Source organism: Solibacillus sp. GQ1 (assembly GCF_059758555.1).
The window spans coordinates 39,637-60,021 of the sequence record NZ_JCAXEX010000007.1; the positions used below are offsets into that span (position 1 = coordinate 39,637).

The window sequence follows — 20,385 nt, forward strand, 5'->3', positions numbered from 1 at the left end:
GATGACATTATTAGCACGACAATTAAACATTTCTTCGGCCAGGCAATGACAGGGCAGGGCATTAAAAATATTTATAAAGAGCTGATGGATGAAGCGCAAGCTGTGTATTTACTAAAAGGAGCGCACGGTTTCAGAGTTTCGGAGTTGCTGCAGAAAATCGGGTCGCACTACTATGAAAAAGGTGCACACATTGAGTTTTTCTATGATCCTTTATTTGAAAATACGGTCGAAGCAGTTTATATTCAAGCCCCTCATCGTATATTAATTGTTCAAGCGACAAACCCGTCAATAGAACCGGTACTGCCAGGGGTACGGGATCATGTCATTTCCCTTTATGACTGTTTGAATGAACAACACATTGCATTGAGTGAAAATTTGACTTCGGTAAACGAATCGAAACAAGCCTACTATGAGCAGTGCTTTGCCAAGCTTTCCAATGCTATTCACATTCATGATGACTGGGAAGTGGAAACGAGAAGGCAAATGGAATGGAGCGGGTTGGATCAGCAGTTTGCGGAGTTGACGAACGAACTGTTTGGCGAAACGAATCGGCAGAAATCCGGCCAGCTTACACATCGCTTACTCGGAACATTAACCCCAACAGGAGCGCAGGACACAGTACAAAGCATTACGCAAAACCTTGAAAAGAGATTATTTATTAAAGGGTATCCCGGAACAGGAAAATCTTCGATGATGAAGAAATTAGCCAATGAAGCGATAAGCAGAGGCTTTGATGTACAACTCGTTTGGTGCGGACTGGATTCCAATTCGATCGATATGGTCATTATACCTGAATTGAAATTCTGTATTTTTGACAGTACGGAGCCGCACGTGTATTTCCCTGATGGAAATCGCCCTGGTGATGAAATTTTCGATATTGCCCAGCATTGTCATCCGACAGAAGTAGAGGAAAAGAATATAGAAGCAATCGTAGAAAAGTACAAAGCGACGATGGCAGATGCAAAACAATTTGCAGCGAAATACGCAGAACAAGAAAGGAAAGTTCGTGAAGCAGTAGATGCCGCTATCAATTTGGATGAATTCAATAAACGAACAGCCTTACTATTTGAGCTTTTTAATTAGGAAAAGAATTTTAATAGGCATGGATCCGAATTGATATCGGGTCCATGCCTTATTTTGTGATGCAGAACCTCTATGATTAATATTATTTTAAAATAATTTATGAGTTTTCGAAATAATAAATTTTTTAGGGGCTATAAATTTTACTCAAACAGAAAATACTGTATGCTGATGGTGAGCTTTTCATTACAAAGGAGGACAACTCATGAATCGTTTTGAAGGAAAAGTTATAATTGTTACCGGTGCAGGTTCTGGATTAGGACAAGCTGCCACATTGCAGCTTGCAAAGGAAGGCGCAAAGCTTGTACTCGTTGATTTAAATCAGGCAGGACTGGATGAAACGAAGAAAAAAGTGCTTGAAGTAGCACCAAATGCTGAAACATTGTTAGTGACAGCAAACGTAGCTACAGAAAGTGAAGTTGAAAATTTTGTGAATCAAACGGTTGAGAAATTCAGCAAAATTGATGGTTTCTTTAACAATGCGGGAATTGAAGGGAAGCAAAACTTAACTGGAGATTACGGTATTGAGGAATTTCATAAAGTTATATCCGTCAATTTGAACGGTGTCTTCTATGGTATGAAATATGTGCTGAAAGTGATGAAGGAGCAAGGATACGGCTCGATTGTCAATACAGCTTCGGTTGGCGGAATCCGCGGTGTCGGAAACCAGTCAGGCTATGCGGCTAGTAAACATGGTGTTGTCGGGTTAACGCGTAACTCGGCGATTGAATACGGCCAATACGGAATTTCGATTAAAGCAATTGCCCCGGGTGCGATTATGACGCCAATGGTAGAAGGATCACTGCGCCAAATGGGTGGCGATAACTGGGAGGAAGTCGGCAAGGAGTTTGTAAAGCCAAATCCGATGAGACGTTTCGGTAAGCCGGAAGAAGTCGGTTATTTAGTAGCATTCCTGCTATCTAACGAAGCGGACTTCATTAACGCAGCGGTTATTCCAATCGACGGCGGGCAGTCCTATAAATATTAAATGGTAATCCCCTTAAAACATTTAAGGGGATTTTTTGTCCTCATTGATTCTCTTTCTTTTTTAACGCTTCAATACCCAGCTTTCCAATAAATACGTTACTTCGTATTTCTCAGCCAGTCCTTTTAAAAAGGTTAATAGTTCACTGAAGTTTGTTGTTTGTATCAATTGTTCATACTGTTTTTTCTCTTCTTCGGTTGCAACCTTTTTAAAATAACCCCACATATGTTGGCAAGCATTGCGCATGCTACCTTTTGTTGGTGTTAAGCTTAATGCCTGTTCGATCAGCGCTGAAATTTCTTCATAAGAGGCTTTATTTTTCATCGCCTGACGAATTACATTGTAATGATTTTGGCTATAAAACATCACATTGTATTTTTCCTCACGCCAAAGGATTTCCGTCTTATTTTGATTCATAAAAGAGTCATCCTCCCATTCCACTTTTGCATAATCTACTAGTTGTTCACATTATATAAGATAGATAAAAGTTTTGCTTTTATAAGGAGTCAAATCCAACTTATAGTGTAAAAAGTTTGTATAATGAAGATAGCTTTTGAATTTACTGAATTTACTTAAAATTGAAGGAAAAGAGGGGTTCTAATGGTAAATGAACTAACAACAGTGAATGGACAATTAACAGGAGAGTCGGTATACCGGGATAAACCAGTTATTCAGGCTGCCGAAACAATTTTCGTCAATGAATTTACAGATGGTGTGTTAAATCCGAATGCACCAATGTTAGGACCTTTAAAAGATGGGGGTACAATCATTGCCAATACAGCACCTGGTTGTTGGGGCCCAATGATTACACCGACGATTCGCGGGGGGCACGAAGTAACAAAGCCCGTATATGTGGAAGGGGCGGAAGTCGGGGATGCAATCGTTATTCAAATTAAATCGATTCAAGTTACATCGATGGCGACTTCTTCGGGAACAGACGAAGCACAAAATGAACGCTTTATCGGGGATCCTTTCGTAAAGGTGAAATGTCCGGGGTGCGGGAAGCTACATCCGCCGACAATTGTACAAGGAATCGGTCAGGAGTCGGTAAAATGTATGACATGCGGGACGGATACAACACCATTTAAAATTTCCAACGGCTATACGATGGCATTTAATTCAAAAGGGAATGTCGGATTGACGGTCGGAAAAGAAGCTGCTCGCCGGATTGCCCAAGACAGCAAAAATTATATGAGAACTCCGGAAAATTCGATTCAAAATCCGATTACTTCATTCGCGCCGAGTGACCTGATCGGGGTACTAGCAAGAATGCGTCCGTTTGTTGGACAGCTTGGGACAACGCCGTCAAAAGCGATGCCGGATTCTCATAATGCTGGTGATTTCGGAACATTTCTAATTGGAGCGCCACATGAATTTACAATGACCGAAGACGAGCTGAATATCCACCGTACAGATGGACATATGGATATCAACCGTGTGCGCGAAGGGGCAGTTGTCATTTGTCCTGTAAAGGTTCCTGGTGGGGGTGTATATGTAGGGGATATGCATGCAATGCAGGGCGATGGTGAAATTGCCGGACATACGACTGATGTATCGGGTATTGTACAGCTACAGGTAAGTGTACTGAAAAAAGTAAATTTGGACGGTCCTATCTTGCTGCCGAATGTTGAAGATTTGCCTTATACCGCAAAACCTTTTACGAAAGAAGAAAAGCGCATTGCTCGTAATTTGGCAGAGGAATTTGGTGTGAAGCAGGTTGAGGAAAGTTTCCCGTTATCGATTGTAGGAACAGGGATTAACTTAAATGTGGCTACAGAAAATGCACTCGAGCGCACGGCAAAGTTATTTGAACTGACAGTGGAAGAAGTGAGAAACCGTGCAACCATTACCGGTGGAATTGAAATAGGAAGACATCCGGGTGTTGTGACTGCTACAGTTCAAATGCCAAAAACACTTTTGAAAAAAGCACGACTGTTTAAAACAGTTAAGCGTCAATATGACTGAATACAGTTGATCAATTGTTAAAAGCAGTAATATCATAGTTAATTAGATAAGTTTTTGTTCTTTATTTTTCGGGAAATAGGAAATTACTAGAAAAGTAGAGGGGATGAAGCGATGCAGCCATTGATCAAGAAGATAGAAGCTCTTGTCATCTCGATTAGCGTTCAGTCAGGTATTGGTATTATTGAAGCAATAAGTGAAAAAGACGGCAATAAGAAAGTCATATTCCAAATTACATCAAAAACGCCTTTAATGACAAAGGACGGGTACCAAATTGGGGCATCTGCCATTCCTGTTAAGGCGAAAATTATTGCCTTTATTGATTCCAGAAATCCTTTGCCGATGGTTTCCCCGCCGCATACAACACCACTATTGATCATTTTTGATCAGTTTGATAAAGATGGCGAAGTATGTGTCGGTGCATTTGACCGGCAACTTTACTGTGATCAGCTGAAGCTTAAACTCCATGTCAGTGAAAAAACAGAAATAGTCGATTTGACTGGAAAGCGCGTGGATCAGAAAGATTTGGAAGGAAAGATGCTGTTCGTTTTTTATGACCGTGCAACAAAAAGCAAACCAGTGCAGGCCAATCCATCAAAAATTATCGTGACCTCTATTTTGCATAACGAATAGTTATGATGCATATCGATTTCTATTGTCAGTACGTATGTTTTAAGCAATATTTCATACAAATTGCTGCAAATGAAACGATATGCTTTTTTTTGTTGAATCAGCTTGAATGAAAGTTAAAAAATTAAAAATGTTACATACACATTTATTTTTTGGTATATTTTTGTATAGAAATAAGGTGGGAAAAATGGAGGGATCTTCGTTGTTGCTTTCATTTGATGAGCAGCTCTTTCAACAGACGAACGGACAAACAGGGGAAAAGCTAGAGCAAGCTTTGGAAGAAAAGTTTCTATTTGTAAAACAAACTGCGATTTGGGGCGCACCTATACAAAGCAATGAATTTTTGTTGGAGCAGGAGCGTGCAGAGAAGTTTTGCTTTCAGTTAATCAAAAACTATTGGGGAAGATTAGAATTATTTATTAATAATTCAGTTAATGAGACGAATACAGTGAATGAAAAAATGGAGCAGTTTTTTGCCAAGCAGCAAAACAGAAAAGTGTTATTTTCATTTTTACATACACAGGGGGAAGTGGCATTTGACCAGCTGATTGAATATGTTTTCTCAAAGCCGGTCCCAGTAACACATATACAAACAGAGCTTAAGAAGATTTATGTGTACAAAGTGAACAATCTTTTTTTGGTGCAGCCAATTTACAGTACAAATGAGAAGTACTGGAACATAATTGGGGCAAAAAAGATTTATTCACTGTTTTTACAGGTCCCTTTAATGAAGATTACGAGACCTGTTGATATAATGAAAGATTTTAAAGCTTTGCTAGCCGGACAATTGACGGCAAATCGGATTGCGACAATCATCCATAAGCTCGTACAAAAGATTGATTATGAAAATCCTAAATCAGATGAAGTAAAGCAGCTGCACCTATTAAATGTCCGCACACATTTTACAAGCGGGCGACGCCATATGCTAAAGCTTCGAAAATGCATTCAGGCATTACTGGAAAATTGGTCTACCGGAAAGTTTGCATTGAATACGAAAGAGCAAACACTGCTTGGCTATATGTTGTTCCAGGAAGCGGTTTATAAAAGAGATTATCGGAGTATTTTACTTCAAGGAATGTATTTAATTGAGGAAGAGCGGATAAATAATCATGCGATTGAACTTGTTGTTGAATATGCGGATGTATTGAGCAGCATGAACCCGCAGCCCGATACACTTGTGAAAGATTACCGGAAAAACTACTTGGAGCATGTCTTTTATGAACTGATTAATAGTGTTGTTAAAGAAGAGCAGTTTGAGCTTGGGATAGAGCTGTTGAAAAATTATGAGCTTGCGTCATGTGCAGCCATATTTCAGCTCCTTCATGCCGATGAAACGGAAATGATTCTGCATATGATCGAGGCAACTGTTCAACGCGATATTGCACTATTCGTTGATGGTTCGCCACAAAATATCCGGGAATCGATCATTATTTGGCAACAGCAATATTTAAACAAAAACAGCGATTATTTTTGTATAGCAGAAATGACATCACAGCATATTTGCAATTTGTTGAAAATACTATTTTGGGCAGAAGAAGACCTGTTAGTGGAGAAACTATTGGCAGTCTATAAGAAATATTTGCTCATACCGCATCATTTCCAATATTTGCGCCAGTTTATTGAGCGCCGTGTTGTACTATGCTAATAATGAAAAGGTGAAGCAATGCCGATGCATGCTTCACCTTTGTTTTATTGTAATACGCCATCGTTTGTTAGCTGTTCAATTTGCTCTTTTGTATAGCCGTAAGCAGTTAAAATTTCCTCGGTATGTTCACCTATTTTTGCCCCGACATGTTTGTAAGTCGGTTCAACACCGCTTATTTTCAAGGCTGTTCCAATTTGGCGCTGCGAGGATCCGTCCGGTTTCTGAACATCTACAAGCATATTCCGTGCTTTGATTTGCGGGTGTTCGCAAGCTTCGTCAAATGTAAGAACCGGCTCCACACATCCATGGAAATCTTCATTGAAAATTTCAAGCCATTGATCAAATGTTTTCGAGCAAAACGCATCAGTAACTGCTTCTTTAAAACGTTGCTGTGTATAGTAGGAGTCATTAAATGTGCTGTCGATCAGTTCCGGAATGCCAAGCGCTTCACATAGGAGTTTGCGGAATTGTGGCTCCAGGCTACCGACTGAAAAGTAACGACCGTCTTTCGTCCGGTAGTAATCATAAAATGTTCCACCATTTAAAATTTCCTCTTCCGGCTGAGGTGGACGGCCGCTTCCGAGATATTGCGTCCCATATAAAGCATTCATCGAAAACATCGCATCGGTCATCGAAACATCGATAAATTTCCCTTCACCGGTTTTTTCACGGTGAAGAGCAGCCGCTAAAATTCCGATAGCAGCATGCATTGTCCCGCCTGCAATATCCGCTATTTGAATGCCCATAGCCACAGGTTTTTTATCCTTTAAACGGGAATGATTGAGCACTCCGCCAATTGATAAGTAGTTATTATCATGGCCTGGCCGCGTTGCATACGGTCCGGTTTGCCCATAGCCTGTAATTGCACAGTAAATGAGGCGCGGATTGTATTCGCGCAATGTTTCATAGTCGATTCCTAGGCGTTTCATCACACCAGGACGGAACCCTTCAATGACAATGTCGTAATCTTGTATAAGCTTTTTAATAATTTCAATGCTCTCCGCAGACTTTAAATTTAGCTGCAAAGATTTTTTTGAACGGTTTAAATGCTGATGGAAGTAAGATTCCTTGTCCTCATCATACGGCGGCATAATCCGCATTAAATCAACACGGCGCTCTGACTCCACATGAATCACATCTGCCCCGAGATCCGCAAACATCATGGACGCAAGCGGTCCAGGCAATAGAGAAGAAAAATCCAAAACTTTTAACCCATTTAAAATAGTCATACCCATCCCCCTTATGTGTTGAACAGTTGTTTTTGTAAGAAATATTGAATGTTAAGTGTGGAAAGTAGAAACCCTTTGCCGGAAAGTAGAAAGTATTGATGACAAAGTGGAAAGTTCTGAGTGAAAAGTAGAACCAACCCAAAATGAGAACTTTAAAATAGCTGAATATGCCAACACTTTCAATAAAATATAAATATAAGAAAAAGAGTCCCCTTATTTTCTAATTCTCTAATATCTATTATATTTTAAATACTCTGAAAATTATAGTGCGAAAATAAGCAAATTGTGCAGAAATATAGGAAAAACAACCAGACGTAGTTTGCTATCTATTTTTTGAAAAAAATAATCATAGAAAGGAATAAAATGTAATTTTAGTGAATATTAACTAAGTATAGAAACCCTATTAAAGATTAGAAAGTTTTTAGCTAGGGTAAAGTATGGATGGTTGGCTATTTATTTATAGAACGATTTTGCTTTATGACTTTCAAGGTCGGAGCAATGTCGTTCCTTTTTTTGTTTAAATTTAAAAATCCAGAATTAAAATGAAAAACTCCATAAATTTCATACAGTTTTGCGCACCGTTAGCCGATATAAACAACAGAAGTTTTTACTAGATTGAACATGTTACGACATTTCAAAAGGGAGGGATTTTCTAACATGGACTCGAAAAAAGCACAAAAACTTTCAAAGGCAGCGGTTGCAACGGTTTTGGCGACAAGTGGTGTGCTAGTCGCAATGCCCCACCAGGCAAATGCCTATTCTTTCAGTGATTTAAATCCAAATGCGGATTATTATGAACCGATTATTGATTTAGCCAACCGTAAAATTGCAACAGGCTATTCAAACGGTACATTTAAACCAAATGCAGCAATTACTCGTGAAGATGCCGCAAAAATGCTGGCACTGACGATTGATGTAAATATAACAAATCCAAAAAACCCCGGCTTTAAAGACGTGACGGTGAATAACCCGAACTACCGTTACATCGCCGCATTGGCAGAGGCGGGTGTCATTAATGGCTATTCAGATAAAACCTTTAAACCAAAAGAGCCGATTACACGCGGACAAATGGCAAAAATTATAACGCTTGGCTTCAAGTTTGGCATTTCTACAAAACTTAATCACGGTTTCAAGGACGTTTCAAATAAAAATGCCAATGCGTATTTCATACAGACACTTTACGATCTGAATGTTACAAAAGGAAAAACACCTGTTTCATTTGATCCTTTTAATACCGTAACACGCGGGCAGATGGCGACATTTATTTGGCGTGCAGAAAAAGCGGACCGCGGCAATCCTGTTTATACAGTCGGGGATATTGTAGGGAATCAAATATACATAAACGGTGTCGCGTACACGGTGGCATCCCATTTACGCAGTATTATTAATGCGGGAAATCAAAATGTATTAAAAGGTGCTTACATTGAAGGAAGCTATTCAGGAAAGACCCTTCAAAACATTTCGAAGCTGACGATCAATGCGAGCGGAACTTCCTCACGTTTACTGGCGCTTGATGGGGGCTATTCTTCTTTTGCAGGGGAACTTGTCATTCATGGCAGTTATTTACGCTTCAAAAATGCCAATTTTACAGGACGTGTGGAAGTAGCGGAAGCACCACGACGCTCGCTTGGCGCATTGGAAAATGTACGTATTGCAAGTTTAGGAAGCTTCGCATCGTTTATCGACTGGGGAACACCTACAGATCCGAAAAATGAAGATTTCCTCAACCCTAGTGAAAATGAGAATTTACAGAACAAGCCGGACCCGACAAAACCGGAGCACCTGCAAAAATACACGGAACGTATGGCAAACGTTAAGAAGTACGTGGACTTTGAAAACGCGGATATTCGTCAATTGTATGTAACTGCTGACCGTACATTTTTAAAGGCTAACTATGATATCGACCGCCTGACAGTACAAGGAAATGTAGCAAATGTGGAACTGTATGCAAGCCCGAACGCGATGTATATCGATACGGACTACAATGTTTCTATTTATGGCGTTCATGATATTCAATACGTGTATAAAAACACATTGAAAAATGTGCACCTGAATACAGACAGCACATATGATTATTATTACATTACATCAAGCAACGGCTTTACGAATCTTGGCACACATGCCTATATTTCTAAAGCGATCATTCCGAACAATAAAACCGTAAATGATGTGTTTGACGATTATAAAACGGATGACCCGAACATTGGCTATGTAGAGGATGAAAACGGAAAAGCGGTTGATCGTGATCCGGTGGAAAATACCATTGTTACTGACGTTACGTCTCCAACCATTACACAACTGGATGTGGCAGCCGGCGGATCAACAGCCGATGTGACATTAACAGCCGATGAAGATGGAACGTACTACTATGTCATTAAAAAGGCCAATGAAAAAGCGCCAACAATCAGCGAGATTAAAACAGGTGGTACAAAATACAACGGAAATGGGCCCCTCGTAATGGACGAGCCTGTGAAATTTACGGTATCCGGCCTGGAAACGATGACGGACTATGTGATTTATGCGATTGTCATTGATGATGCGGACAATGTTTCGGAGAAGGAAGAGCAGGAATTCTCGACAATCGATAACCGACCACCGACATTCCGCCTCGATAAAGGCAAAACGATGTACGGCGGAAAGCGCGTGCAATTTGTCATTAAGGGAATTACCGAGCCGGGCGAATACTACTATTATATTCGTGAAAAGTCTCCAGTTACGATGCCGGATCCGACTGTCGATGAAATTATGAAGCGCTATACAGGAAAAGGGACTATTACAAAACCTGATGATATCGTCATTACCGAAACTAAATATGGTGCAACTCCGGCGATTGGTGATATTAAGCCAAATACAGAGTATGAAATTTATGCGGTGATGGTTGATAAATCGGGCAATAAAATGCGCAACCCTGCACCGAAGATTACGTTGAAGACAGAAGCACCGGATACGACTTATCCGTATGTTATTAATTCAGAATTAATGCCTGCAAGTTCATCTAATTCAAATGAAGGTTATTTTTACATTTCAGTCAGTGAAGAGTTAGATAAAGCAAGTGCTGAAAATGTTAATAACTACGTATTATCAGGAACCGGTATTGTCAACATTACAGGTCAAAAGGAAATCAAACCAAGTGAAGTAGTTTACTTGAATAAACGTATTCGTATTAAAATTCCATCTGTTACAGCGTTAGTAAATGGGGATACAATTCGTGCGACGATATTGCCAGGAGTAAAAGACTTAGCGGAAAATGAATTTGAAAGTGCACTAACAGCTCCAGGAGGAAACCCGCCACGTAACTATGCGGTTTATAACCATACTGACGCATTAGCGCCAAAATTAAAGATCGATAAAGTTGAAGCTTCACCAACAGACAACAAATTTTTAATTGATGTAACGACTAATAAAGCTGGTACTTACTATTACATGATATTAGAGAAGGGATATTTTGATAAAAATTCTAATATTACACCACGCGATTTTGTCGATGAGTTTGATTCTGGAACAGTAACAGGGGCATTTCAATCAAACGGCTTAAATGATTATTTAGCTAAAGGTTCAGGACCGGCAGAAGTAGGTAAAATTAAGTTACCGCCTATTTCAAGACCAAGTGGAGTTAGTGAATTTAAAGATTACGCCATTTATATTTTGCTGAAGGATCGTTCAGGAAAAATCTCAGTATGGGATCAAAAGACATTAATTACTGATACGAAACCACCTTTAACATCGAATTATAAAGTTCAACCACCTGTGACAGGTGATGATAGTTATAAAAATAAAACAGCTTTAATAACATTTAATGCTGATGAAAGCGGTACAATTCATGTTGCTGCAGTTCCAAAATATAAGAAGGATTTGCCGCCAAATAACAACAATTATATTTGGAATAAAGACTCTTCTGGAGAAAGTTATTTCAATACGGGTAGTGGCAAACTAGATACGGTACGTAGAGATATAAATATTATTGATGATATTAATACTTATAATAATGCTGCACGTTTGCAGTACTTTAAAGATTTTGGAAGTAAAGCAGGAAAATATATTTCGAAAGAATATGAGGTTGGAAACCCTACAGTAACAATTGAAAACCTTGACCCACATATGGAATACAATTTTTTAATCGGTGTGGAAGATGCATACGGAAGCTTTACTGTTCGAAAAGTAGATGAGGACAAACCGTTAACCTCTTCAGATCAACCAAATGGCGAACTAATTGTTGAGAATTTTTATACAGATGGTGTGAAACCGCATATTATTGATTCTACTCGAAATGATGTGGTTAAACCGATCGATCAAGAGTATGTTTTAGCGGAGAACGAGGCGTTAATTTATAGAGAAAAGTTAGATTCGAGTGATGCTGATCAATTGAAATTTACTATTACATTCAATGAAACAATAATGCGCCAAAATACGGTAAATAATTTTAATAAGAGTAGTTTAAATTCTTCCAACTGGAAAGGAATTTTAAATATTACAGGAGACGGTATATCAGAAGCTGATTTTGATTTTGTTTCTTATACTGAAGGAACTCCAGCTACAACAAATCAATCTGCTTTAGTAATTAAAGCAAAAGATGTTACAACTGCTAATAAAACAATAACAGTTACAATGGATGACTCGGTTGATGTATATGATTATAAAGGACATAATCGATTCGATATTTCCAAGATTGGTAAGTATATTTACCCGACTGAAGCACTTGCAGTTAATATTAAAGAAGTCACGAACTATGGAAAATACTTTGTTCAAATTAGAGTAGAATCAAGTATCCCAGTTAAAAATGGACAACGCTTCTATTATGCAGTAATGAATAGTAATGCATCTACTCCACCAACCTTTGAAGATGCAAGAAGAGCTGCACAACGTGGTACAAAAATAACAGGTATGACTATAGCCGGAACAAATATTATGGACGAAGCTCGTGACGGAAGCAGAATTTGGGATTTAACATTACCTTCCAATACAACAAATGTATTTGGTGGCGGACAAAAAATCTACTTCTTTACTGTTGATAACTTTGGTAATATAATTCAGGCGAAAAATTCAGACGGTACTGCAGATCATGTTGTTATTCCAACAAATGTGACTACACCCGCACCAAAACCTATTGAGGATTAACCAATATTTTCCTTGTTAATTATACTAATTCCAAACCAATCCCACAAAGCGAAAGCTGCATGGGATTGGTTTTTTATTTTGTATTAATTTTTAAGTACAGCCCACCGATTTTTAAAGTTGTTTGCTCTTCGTTATAAAATGCCTCTTTTTAACCTTCTTCACAACGTTTTCATAATATATATAGCGATTAAATTATGAAAAGGATATTGGAGTGAAATTTATTTAAGTAATCACAGTTAGGTGTTTGTTGTTATTTTTGGTTTTAAAATAACAGCAAAAACTACCTTTATTTAAGATTGCCACCCCCTATTTCCGGAAAGGGCCTGCTTATTAAACAGCCCTGTAGTACAAAGGCTCAGCCCGTTAAACCTCATAGTTACTTCATTACTAAAAGAAAATTTAGTACGCTCGGGTTAAATGCCGTTAATGTAAAGTTTTAAAACAGTGGGCGCTTTACCTCTTTATTAAAAAATTCAATTCATATTATTTCAGTAAGCTAAAAATAGGAAGAGTATAACATCATGAACAGAGACTTAATGCTTTCGCTTGTCGGGAAAGTTGTAAAAATCGACAGAGGTGGTCCAGAGTCACGCGTTGGAATGTTGCTGGCAGTAGAAGGGGATTATTTTGTGCTATTCACGAAAGATGACGGTGTTGTTTACTATAAAATGCAACATGTAAAGAGTATTACACTTCATGCTAAAGGCAGTCTAGACAAAGGGTTCGAAGGAAATGAAAATATGGGTTACTACCAAGGCGAAGATTTCAAGTCCGTCATTTCGAATTTTAGACATAGTTGGGTAAAGGTAAACCGCGGAGGCCCGGAATCACTTGAAGGAATTTTAAATGAGGTAGAAGACGATTACGTAACGATTTTCTCTAAAGAAGAAGTTATCCAGCTTTCAATGTTCCATATTCGAAATATCAGCTTCGGTGTAAAAGAAGAGAGCCAAGAAGAAGGCCAAGAAGCTCAAAGTCAAGAAGCAAAAAGCAGTACGAATACAAAGTCCTCAGGGAACAGAAGAAAGTAATACAGTACTTAGCCACTTAAAACTCATTAGACTAATATTCGCACCAAAATTCCAAAAGAAGGAGGTGAAATGGTGCTCATTTTATTTATAATCCTCTACTTCACAATAGTGGGAGGTTTATTTTATAAATTATATATTTCAGCTCCAATTGAACAAAGAATAGTCAACGGGCCGGGAGTCGAACCAGTACTGGAACTAGAGAAAGAATTCGCACATGAACCAGTAAGATCGAAATTTATTAGTAATGAGGCGGCGGATATTAATGTGGGATAGCTCGTTCATCATGATGCTTATTATCTTTACATTCACGATTGTCTTTATGCTTTGGAGACCTATGAATGTTAATGAAACGGTCCCAACAACTATCGGGGCAGCAATTGTGTTAATCCTGGGTATTGTATCGTGGACTGACATTCTTGATATCATGGGCATCGTCAGTGGACCTTCACTTACAATCCTTTCGACCATTATGATGACGATTGTTTTGGAAAGTATCGGCTTTTTCAAGTGGATTGCATTCAACATTGTCAACAGGTCTAAAGGATCTGGTATTAGGCTTTATATTTATACAAATTTGCTCTGCTTTTTAATGACAATGCTGTTTAATAATGATGGCAGTATTTTGATTACTACACCAATCATCATTCGTATAGTCCAACTACTCAAATTTAAACCGCATCAAATGTATCCATACTTAATTTCAGGTGCTCTAATTGCTACAGCTGCCAGTGCCCCCATTGCAGTTAGTAATATTTCGAACTTAATTGCACTGAAAATTGTTGGCCTCACTTTAAATGACTATGTACTCATGATGTTTATCCCGTCGATGATTGGTATTTTTGTTATCGCCTGGCTGCTTTTTTTATATTTCAAAAAGGATATACCGAAAGTTTCTACCATGATTCCCTTTAAACGTGCACACCTCCATTCTACTCAATTATATACACATCCTCTTGATCCGGCAGGTAATCCGGAAGATATCGACTGGAAGATGTTCAAAGTATGCTTACTCATTATAATAACAACACGAATTGCGTTTTTTGCCCTCACTCCTTTTGGTATCTCGCTTGAATTTATCGGATTATTCGGTGCTGCCATCCTCATTATTTATCGATGGATTCGTATCCGCATTGGAATTAAAGATGTGATAAGAAATACACCATGGTAAATATTTCTATTTGCCTTTAATATGTATGTCCTTGTTTATGGGCTCAAAAATGTCGGTTTAAATGACTTCATTGTATCTTCATTGAGAGAGTTCATAGCTCAGGATGCTTTACAGGCAACAATTATTATGGGAATGCTTACAACTGTGCTTTCAAATTTAGTAAATAATTTACCGGCTGTCATGTTCAGTACAATGGCAATTGTCGATATGGGACTGGATCCTCTAATTGTACAGATTGCATATCTTGCCAGTGTAATCGGAAGCGATATAGGGGCACTATTAACACCAATCGGTACACTTGCCACATTAATTTGGATGTTCGAACTTAAAAAGTATGGTGTGAAAATGACTTGGCGGAAATATTTGAAAGTAACATTCCTTGTCATTCCAATTGGATTGTTTGTCAGTTTATTTAGTTTATATTTATGGATTATGTTGTTTGTTCAGTAGATAGGAGGAAGCAATTTGTATCACATATGGCAAGGAGAACAGAAAGAATATGTCACAGTCAGTTTAATAGGAGATCAGCTTTTCAAAGGTATTATTTTCGATAGCGGCAGCGACATTATTGTATTATTTAACGGCGAAAATTTTGTTTATATCCCCGTCAGCCATATTGAATATATTGTAGCCGATACACCAGATACTGAATTTGCAGGGCCTTCCGATTCCCCAATTATTCCTTTGGATGATAATAAAAAGAATTTAACATTTGAGAGTATCCTAAAAGAGGCAAAGGGAATTAATCAGGAAATATGCATTATCAATAAAAAGTACTTATATGGCACGGTTCTAGAAGTAATGGATGATTATCTTGTGTTCTTTTCACCTGTTTATAAAAAGATCTATATTCCAATAAACCATATAAAATGGATTATTCCTTATACGCCTAATGAGCGGCCGTATGGTTTATCAGAGGCGGAATATAGCGGGAAACAAGCAGAAGAGGGATTTGAAGCGAATTTCGAAAAGCAGCTGGCGATACTATTAAATAAGCTGATTGTGTTAAATATGGGGGAGAAGACTCATCATATAGGGAAAGTAAAAAGTATTAATGGCAAGATGCTGGAGCTGAAAACAGCGAAAGAGAAACGAACGTATGTAAATATTGAACATATTCAAACAATACATTGCATATAGGCAACGCTGTAATAAGCGGCGTTATGTAATGCCTATAGTTTTTACATGTACAGAAGCTTAAATAGTAATTTGGTGTGGAACGATTAAAATAACAGAGCTATAAGTAACGGAGACACAATTCAATTTGAATTAGTGTCTTTTTTGTTTGGGTGATGCTGGATTGCCCTCTATAAACATTATACAAAGCTAATGAAATTTGATGGGGATTGTAAAAGGATTGGAATTTAAAATTCGAACAATAAATCCGAAAAAGTTACCTATTAATTAGGATTGAAAGTAGGGAAAAAGGGTAAACGTTTTAGAGAAAAAGTAAAAAACTTGAAAACCCATTGTCACCAAAGGTTATACAACATTAATATTAATGTATAACGTTTGACGAAAAGCTATCAATCTACATATATGAGGAAAAGCAAATGTCATTTTAATAATTAATTAGGGGAGCACAAATATGAAAAAAAAAGTCATTGTTATTGGAGCTGGTGTAGCAGGGATGGCAAGTGCAATTCGTCTACAGCAAGCGGGTTACGAAGTGGAACTGTTTGAAAAGGAAGCAATGCCGGGAGGAAAAATGAATCGTATTGAAAAGGATGGTTTTAAATTTGATTTGGGGCCAACTATTGTGATGATGCCTGAATTATACAGGGAGATTTTCGAATTATGCGGCCGGGACCCTGACGATTACATACCAATGGAGAAGCTCGATCCGATGTTTCAAGTCTATTTTAAAGACGAGATGGATCGCCCGTATAAAGGCTCGTCCGACTTAACCGAAATGATGAAAACACTAGAAAGTATAAACCCTGATGATGCACAAGGTTTTTTGGATTACTTACAGGAAATATATAAACGTTTTATCGTCGCAAAGAATTATTTTATCCAACGGCCTTTCCGCAAATTTAAAGACTTTTACAATCCATTTATGATCAAACAAACTTTGAAATTAAAAACCTTCGACAGCGCCGATCATTTTATTGGTAAATATATTAAAGATGAACGAATTAAAAATATGCTTAGTTTTCAAACATTGTACATAGGCATCTCCCCATATAACGGGCCTTCACTGTATTCGATTATTCCTATGATTGAATTTTTGTACGGAGTTTGGTTTATCAAAGGCGGCATGCACACAATGGCGACATCGATGGAAAAACTGTTTTATGAACTTGGTGGTAAGGTCCACTACAATGCTGACGTCGAGAAAATTTCCATCGAGGACGGCCATGCCAATGGAATTTACGTGAATGGCAGAAGGGAAGAGGCTGATTACGTTATGTGTAACGCAGACTTTCCTTATGCAATGAAAGAGCTCATTCAAGATAAAAAGGCGAAAGGGAAATATACCGATGAGAAAATCGATGCGATGAAATATTCCTGCTCCTGCTTCCTCCTTTATTTAGGAACTAACCGCAAATACGATCAAGTAGAGGGAGTGCATAATTTTGTTTTCAAAAATGAGATGAAGAAAAATATAAATGATATTTTTTCTGGAGAAAAGCTTCAGGATGGCGCATTTTATATTCATATCCCGTCAAAAGCTGACCCGTCGATGGCACCGGAAGGGAAGGAAGCAATTTATGTTCTGCTGCCGGTATCCGAACTTTCAACAGCGAAGTATGAATGGAATGAAGAAACGATTCAATATTACCGTGATTATTTGATTCGTGAAATGAAAAAAATAAAAGGGTTTGAAAATCTGGAAGAAGAAATTGTCTCGGAATCATACACAACACCATTGAATTTCAAACAGCGGTTTAATGCATACAATGGCGCAACATTCGGATTGCAGCCAACGTTGAGGCAGAGTAATCATATGCGCCCGCAAAGTAAAGCGACCCATTGTGAAAACCTGTACTTTACAGGCAGTAGTACGCATCCAGGTGCAGGTGTGCCAATCGTTCTCCTTTCTGCGAAAATAGCTGCTCAGGAACTCATATCAGATGATCAAGGGATTCAGTTTGACTACTAAACTATTTTACAAAAGGGGAGATTGATATGATACAGCACCAATTGAACTCGGATTTAAAATACTGCGAAAATATTATTAAAAAGCATTCCAAAAGCTTTTATTTTGCATTTTCCGGACTTCCGGCAAAAAAGAGATATGCTATCTATGCAATTTACGCTTTTTGCAGAATAGCCGACGATAGTGTGGACGAAAATCCAATTATTGCGGTTAAGAGCGCGGCTATAAATCAATTACGCCATGAACTCGATCTTTTCAGCCACCATGAAGAACGGAATCATCCATTATGGAGAGCGCTGCGGCATGTATTTAATACATTTGATATGGATATTCGGCCTTTCTACGATCAATTGACAGGACAAGAGATGGATATTTATTTTTCCTCACCAAAAACACTCCGACAATTAGAAGAGTATAGCTATTATGTAGCTGGCTCTGTCGGCTTGATGCTACTTCCGATTATTGCAACGGAAAATCATCAATATCTTAAAAAGACTGCGGTTAAACTCGGTATTGCGATGCAGCTTACGAATATTTTACGAGATATAGGCGAAGATTTTTATGAAAAGAACCGCATTTATCTTCCGGTAATGGAGCAGTTACGCTTCGGATATGGTAAAGAAAAGCTGGAACAACAGATAATTGATGACTCGTTTATTACTCTTTGGGAACATTTGGCGGTACGAGCCGAAACTTTATATGATGAATTTTCAAATCATCTTGTGAAATTTGATAACGATAGTAAAGTACCGCTTATGACGGCGGCAAATGTTTACCGCTTGATTTTAAATGTGATTCGGGAAAACCAATATGACTGCTTAACGAAAAGAAATTTTGTTGTCCGGGAACGGTTAGAGCAGATTAGAGTTTAAATAAATGGCAAATAGAGGGGGAGACACTATGTCAGGTAAGAAAAAAGTAGTTGTAATTGGCGGAGGGCTTGGCGGTTTATCTGCAGCAATTTCACTCCAGCAAAAAGGGTATGATGTTGACATATATGAACAGAACAATCATCTCGGCGGAAAGTTGAACCGTTTAGAGCAGGATGGTTTCGGTTTTGATTTAGGGCCATCGATCCTAACGATGCCTCATATATTCGAAACTTTATTTCAACAAAGCGGAAAACAAATGAGTGATTATGTGAAGATTCAGCGATTGAGCCATCAGTGGCGCTCATTTTTCCCGGAAGGTAATACAATCGATTTATATGAAAATCTGCACGATATGGAAAACTTGAATCCATCTCTAACGAAAAAAGATATTAAACAATACAATAAATTACTGGACTATTCCAAGGGATTATACGAGATAACGGAGCAAGGTTATTTTAATCAAGGGTTAGATAATCTAAAGGAAGTGATCCAATTTCATGGTGCGTTTCAATCATTGAGGAAATTTGATTTATCATCGACTATGTTTGATGCGATTGATAAAAGAATTAAGAACCCGCAATTCCGGGATATGCTGAGTTATATTGTAAAATATGTTGGATCTTCCGCTTATCATGCGCCGGCAGTTCTGAATATGATGATTTACATGCAGCACGCCCAGGGAATCTGGTATGTGCCTGGTGGGATGCACAATTTGGCAAACGCTTTAGTGAAGTTAGCTGAAGATATTGGTGTAATCTTCCATCTTGGAAAAAAGATAGTGAAATTGGATAAAAACAAACGAACTATTACGGCAGCCTATACAGATGATGGGACGAAACTGTCTGCTGATTATTTTGTTTCCAATATGGAAGTTATCCCAACATATAAACAATTAACTGAGGAAAAAGAAAGTTATACCGATAAATTAGATGAAAAATTTGAGCCAGCAAGCTCGGGCCTTGTCTTACATTTAGGGGTTAAAAATAGCTACCCTCAACTGGCCCATCATAATTTCTTTTTCGCTAAAAATATGAAAAAGCAAATGAATTTGATTTTTGAGAAGCATGAACTTCCGGATGATCCTGTCATTTATTTAGTGAACGTGAATAAAACAGATCCAAAACAAGCACTGCCGGGTCATGAGAACCTTAAAATCCTTCCACATATTCCTCACCTTCAAGATAAGCCTCTAGCTCGGCAGCAATATACCGAGTTTGCGGAAAAGGTATTAATAAAGCTGGAAAATATGGGTTTGGACAATCTTAGAGAAAGTATTGTTACAAAGGATATGTGGACACCTCATGATATTGAACGGACGTATTCTTCGGACCGCGGGGCAATTTACGGAACTGTATCCGATAAGAAAATAAATAAAGGATTTAAACATCCGAAGCAAAGTGAACGCTATGATAATTTATATTTCGTCGGGGGAACTGTTAATCCGGGTGGCGGTATGCCAATGGTTACGCTTAGCGGGCAACAGGTGGCGAAGAAACTGATCGAAAAAGATAGGAAGAAGTAAATAGTACTAGCTATAAGACAAATGCAAATGGAAGGAACATGAT

At 38.2% G+C, this 20,385-nt stretch carries 13 protein-coding genes and 1 pseudogene; 12 read left to right on the forward strand and 2 right to left on the reverse strand.

Features of this window, described 5'->3' with window-relative positions; translation table 11 throughout:
- Window positions 1-45 precede the first annotated feature (45 nt).
- Both AC6CH1_RS18205 and AC6CH1_RS18210 read left to right on the forward strand, forming a co-directional pair.
- Window positions 46-1,083: a nucleotide kinase gene (locus AC6CH1_RS18205; RefSeq protein WP_498318734.1), complete on the forward strand. Its 1,038-nt coding sequence runs from the start codon at window positions 46-48 to the stop codon at window positions 1,081-1,083.
- A gap of 202 nt (window positions 1,084-1,285) precedes the next feature.
- The gene (locus tag AC6CH1_RS18210; RefSeq protein WP_079523254.1) at window positions 1,286-2,068 is read left to right on the forward strand and encodes an SDR family oxidoreductase; all 783 of its coding nucleotides are present in this window, start codon (window positions 1,286-1,288) and stop codon (window positions 2,066-2,068) included.
- 60 nt (window positions 2,069-2,128) lie between these two features.
- Here AC6CH1_RS18210 and AC6CH1_RS18215 read toward each other — a convergent pair whose 3' ends face one another.
- Window positions 2,129-2,482, reverse strand: coding sequence for a YbgA family protein (locus tag AC6CH1_RS18215; RefSeq protein WP_498318735.1), 354 nt, complete (start codon window positions 2,480-2,482; stop codon window positions 2,129-2,131).
- Window positions 2,483-2,734: 252 nt separating this feature from the next.
- Here AC6CH1_RS18215 and AC6CH1_RS18220 point away from each other — a divergent pair, with 252 nt between their 5' ends.
- The 3 genes from AC6CH1_RS18220 (at window position 2,735) to AC6CH1_RS18230 (ending at window position 6,302) form a co-directional block, all read left to right on the forward strand.
- Entirely contained in the window at window positions 2,735-4,030 is a 1,296-nt protein-coding gene (locus AC6CH1_RS18220) for an acetamidase/formamidase family protein (protein ID WP_498318759.1), read from the forward strand.
- 111 nt (window positions 4,031-4,141) lie between these two features.
- On the forward strand, window positions 4,142-4,660 hold the full coding sequence (locus AC6CH1_RS18225; protein ID WP_079523257.1) for a hypothetical protein: 519 nt from the start codon (window positions 4,142-4,144) through the stop codon (window positions 4,658-4,660).
- A 199-nt stretch (window positions 4,661-4,859) separates the two neighbouring features.
- A complete protein-coding gene (locus tag AC6CH1_RS18230; protein ID WP_498318736.1) occupies window positions 4,860-6,302 on the forward strand; it encodes a Fe-S-cluster redox enzyme in 1,443 nt (480 codons plus the stop codon).
- Window positions 6,303-6,346: 44 nt separating this feature from the next.
- Here AC6CH1_RS18230 and AC6CH1_RS18235 read toward each other — a convergent pair whose 3' ends face one another.
- Window positions 6,347-7,531 (reverse strand): CaiB/BaiF CoA transferase family protein, encoded by a 1,185-nt coding sequence (locus AC6CH1_RS18235; protein ID WP_498318737.1) that lies wholly within the window; start codon window positions 7,529-7,531, stop codon window positions 6,347-6,349.
- Window positions 7,532-8,188: 657 nt separating this feature from the next.
- On the opposite strand from AC6CH1_RS18235, the gene AC6CH1_RS18240 reads away from it, so the two are divergent.
- The 7 genes and pseudogenes from AC6CH1_RS18240 to AC6CH1_RS18270 all read left to right on the forward strand — a co-directional run bounded on the left by AC6CH1_RS18240 (window position 8,189) and on the right by AC6CH1_RS18270 (window position 20,342).
- A complete protein-coding gene (locus AC6CH1_RS18240) occupies window positions 8,189-12,646 on the forward strand; it encodes an S-layer homology domain-containing protein (protein WP_498318738.1) in 4,458 nt (1,485 codons plus the stop codon).
- A 521-nt stretch (window positions 12,647-13,167) separates the two neighbouring features.
- The gene (locus tag AC6CH1_RS18245; protein WP_427714079.1) at window positions 13,168-13,677 is read left to right on the forward strand and encodes a hypothetical protein; all 510 of its coding nucleotides are present in this window, start codon (window positions 13,168-13,170) and stop codon (window positions 13,675-13,677) included.
- A 286-nt stretch (window positions 13,678-13,963) separates the two neighbouring features.
- Window positions 13,964-15,295 (forward strand): annotated as a pseudogene (locus AC6CH1_RS18250) (arsenic transporter).
- A gap of 15 nt (window positions 15,296-15,310) precedes the next feature.
- Window positions 15,311-15,985, forward strand: a complete 675-nt coding sequence (locus AC6CH1_RS18255) for a YwrJ family protein (protein WP_498318739.1) — start codon at window positions 15,311-15,313, stop codon at window positions 15,983-15,985.
- A gap of 448 nt (window positions 15,986-16,433) precedes the next feature.
- Complete coding sequence (locus AC6CH1_RS18260) at window positions 16,434-17,951, forward strand: phytoene desaturase family protein (RefSeq protein ID WP_498318740.1); 1,518 nt, start codon at window positions 16,434-16,436, stop codon at window positions 17,949-17,951.
- Between the two features lie 26 nt (window positions 17,952-17,977).
- Complete coding sequence (locus AC6CH1_RS18265) at window positions 17,978-18,820, forward strand: phytoene/squalene synthase family protein (protein ID WP_498318741.1); 843 nt, start codon at window positions 17,978-17,980, stop codon at window positions 18,818-18,820.
- 28 nt (window positions 18,821-18,848) lie between these two features.
- Complete coding sequence (locus AC6CH1_RS18270; protein ID WP_498318742.1) at window positions 18,849-20,342, forward strand: phytoene desaturase family protein; 1,494 nt, start codon at window positions 18,849-18,851, stop codon at window positions 20,340-20,342.
- The last annotated feature ends 43 nt before the right edge of the window (window positions 20,343-20,385 follow it).

Coding starts and splice junctions, on each gene's coding strand:
- AC6CH1_RS18205 (WP_498318734.1), top strand. CDS start 46: ATGACAGGGCAGGGCATTAAAAATATTTATAAAGAGCTGATGGATGAA.
- AC6CH1_RS18210 (WP_079523254.1), top strand. CDS start 1,286: ATGAATCGTTTTGAAGGAAAAGTTATAATTGTTACCGGTGCAGGTTCT.
- AC6CH1_RS18215 (WP_498318735.1), bottom strand. CDS start 2,482: ATGAATCAAAATAAGACGGAAATCCTTTGGCGTGAGGAAAAATACAAT.
- AC6CH1_RS18225 (WP_079523257.1), top strand. CDS start 4,142: ATGCAGCCATTGATCAAGAAGATAGAAGCTCTTGTCATCTCGATTAGC.
- AC6CH1_RS18235 (WP_498318737.1), bottom strand. CDS start 7,531: ATGACTATTTTAAATGGGTTAAAAGTTTTGGATTTTTCTTCTCTATTG.
- AC6CH1_RS18240 (WP_498318738.1), top strand. CDS start 8,189: ATGGACTCGAAAAAAGCACAAAAACTTTCAAAGGCAGCGGTTGCAACG.
- AC6CH1_RS18245 (WP_427714079.1), top strand. CDS start 13,168: ATGAACAGAGACTTAATGCTTTCGCTTGTCGGGAAAGTTGTAAAAATC.
- AC6CH1_RS18260 (WP_498318740.1), top strand. CDS start 16,434: ATGAAAAAAAAAGTCATTGTTATTGGAGCTGGTGTAGCAGGGATGGCA.
- AC6CH1_RS18265 (WP_498318741.1), top strand. CDS start 17,978: ATGATACAGCACCAATTGAACTCGGATTTAAAATACTGCGAAAATATT.
- AC6CH1_RS18270 (WP_498318742.1), top strand. CDS start 18,849: ATGTCAGGTAAGAAAAAAGTAGTTGTAATTGGCGGAGGGCTTGGCGGT.